This window comes from Escherichia sp. E1130 (genome assembly GCF_005781065.1).
GTDB lineage: Bacteria > Pseudomonadota > Gammaproteobacteria > Enterobacterales > Enterobacteriaceae > Escherichia.
On record NZ_VATL01000070.1, the window covers coordinates 1 to 2,195 of the forward strand.

Consider the following 2,195-nt stretch of genomic DNA (forward strand, 5'->3'; position numbering starts at 1 on the left):
TCTCCGACTCGATGGCATACAGCTCGCCGATCCGTTTCAGCGCCTCCTCCGTCAGGGCTGACGGGGTACGGACGTGAACTTCGTGGATTTTTCGGCGGGCATGGTACGGCCCCATTTGACGCCACTTACAATGTTAACTTTACCTCAAGTGGTCAATATACTTTAGAAATACATCAATATGGTGGCACGGAACAGTATAAAATAAGAACAAAAAGTTTGACGATTAGAAGCTTATCCACTGGATATTCTGAAGGGGGCATGTTCAACGATAAATAATGAATCTCAACAACTGATATTCTTGTTCAGCATGGAGGTGAATCTGCTGGAATGGTTTTTATCGCGTGTTTTGTGGATAGCTTTCTGCATCAGGCGTCGATCGTCATGAGGTATTGGTGCTATGATCGGCATAGCTCAGTCCGGTTGGTGATTTGTTTTTATTTAGCGATTGTTCAGATCGCACAATTCGGGCTGAGTTCCCTATAAGTGATCTACTATTCCGCGCAGCTATTTAAAGGTATGCTGATAGTTTTAATATGGCATCAGCTACCTTTCAGTTAGCCAAAAAGTAAAATTATTCCACCAGTAACAATTCATTGCTGACTGAATTATGAACTCCCGAGTTGTTCGAAAAAATGGCGGCGATTTAAGCCGCCACGATTTAAAAATTATTCCACTACTGAAATCAGTACCTCTATGGTTTCAGATTTAAACTGCCTGTTAATAGGAATGCTTTCAGAAAAAAATACTTCGGCAGTCATAAAATAATCACCAGGAGGTAATCCATTTCTTGGTGTAAAACGCCAACTACCGTCAGGGTCAACTTCAGCTCTACCTAATTCATTTCCTCTCCCGTCACTAATAACAACTACCGGTTTAAATGATGGATTATAATAAGCGCTACCATAAAATTCTGGAAGAGGGTTTTGAAGCATCCCACCCCATAATGGATAAATTATATCTGGTGCTGCATATAAAACATCGCTTTTGTCAATTGTAGGAGCTGCATCTTTTTGTTCTACAGTAAGTGTAAATCTGGGTTTTCCATCATCATAATATCCTTCTTGAACAAAACCATAACGAGGTCTTCCTCCTTCATATTGCCAGTTTCCCCCAGCATCCACGTCAGCAATTTTCTCACCTATGCCATTCGGATTTCTAGTCCAAATAGTAGCTTGAGCATTAGGAGTACCCCGCCCTGTAAATTTGAACATTGATGCACCATTCCACACTGCTCTGTGGATGTTCATATACCCTTCACCAGGAGGAGTAACTCCATCTTTTACACTAAGATTTACATCATATCGAGTATTGTCCTTTTTCTCTATCCTCGCATCAACCAATAAATTAGTAATGGATTGTCTTGTAATACTCACCGAACCGGTACTTGTGTTATAAGTAAAAATAATCTGCCCACTTGTCACCAGTGCATTGGTTTTCACATAAAAAATATCAATCCCACAGTTGATGTCAATGGTATTTCCTTTACCTGTTAAAAGACTGTAACGAGCATCCTGATCAGATATATCCGGAGATTCAGATAAAGGGGATACTGTACCTAACCCAGGAGCCGCGAATCTTCCTTTATAACGTCCTGACTCATTATTTTCATTGAATACATCATCAACCACCCGTAGAGCTATAGACCAGTCATGAGGTTCATCTCCTCCACCATCACTTCCCGCGGGAGCAATCCAAAATTTTGATAGACCTCCCATTTCAGATAAATCAGGATGATCACCTTGTTTATATACTTTATATATTCCCGTACCATGAGAGTGTTGATAGCAGTGCACGTTTACATTACCAATAACTTTAAGTGATAAGTACTTATCGTTATATTGATCCCCTTCCCAAAAGGTAATGTCATTATAAACATCATAATACTCAGGAGTGCCACCAAAGTTCTTTTGCCGATAAAATGCTACTTCTCTTGCTAAGCTCGGAGTGTTTTTTTTACCTTCTTTTTTCATAATTTAGCACCTTGTCATTTGATAAATAACCAACTATTTTTTGGTAATCACAATGATACCAAGGTAAAGGCTAGATTAAATTTTGCAATTTGCAATTTTTAGAAATTGCAGCTCCCGTCGGCTTTGTTGAATAAATCAGAGTCAGCCGCTAGAACCCTTGTTATGCGATCCGAACGCTGTCCGGCATACCCAACAACGTCATCCGGTTTAGTGCTTTGACCATCG

At 40.1% G+C, this 2,195-nt stretch carries 1 protein-coding gene and 3 pseudogenes; all 4 read right to left on the minus strand.

From position 1 onward, the window contains the following. A pseudogene (locus FEK66_RS25460) lies at positions 1-103 on the minus strand (transposase); the annotation flags it as partial. Positions 104-303: 200 nt separating this feature from the next. Continuing rightward, positions 304-408: pseudogene (locus tag FEK66_RS25465) on the minus strand (IS630 family transposase); the annotation flags it as partial. A gap of 257 nt (positions 409-665) precedes the next feature. Then, positions 666-1,970, minus strand: a complete 1,305-nt coding sequence (locus FEK66_RS25470) for a beta/gamma crystallin domain-containing protein (protein WP_135495635.1) — start codon at positions 1,968-1,970, stop codon at positions 666-668. Between the two features lie 160 nt (positions 1,971-2,130). Then, positions 2,131-2,195, minus strand: a pseudogene (locus FEK66_RS26160) (lipoprotein); the annotation flags it as partial.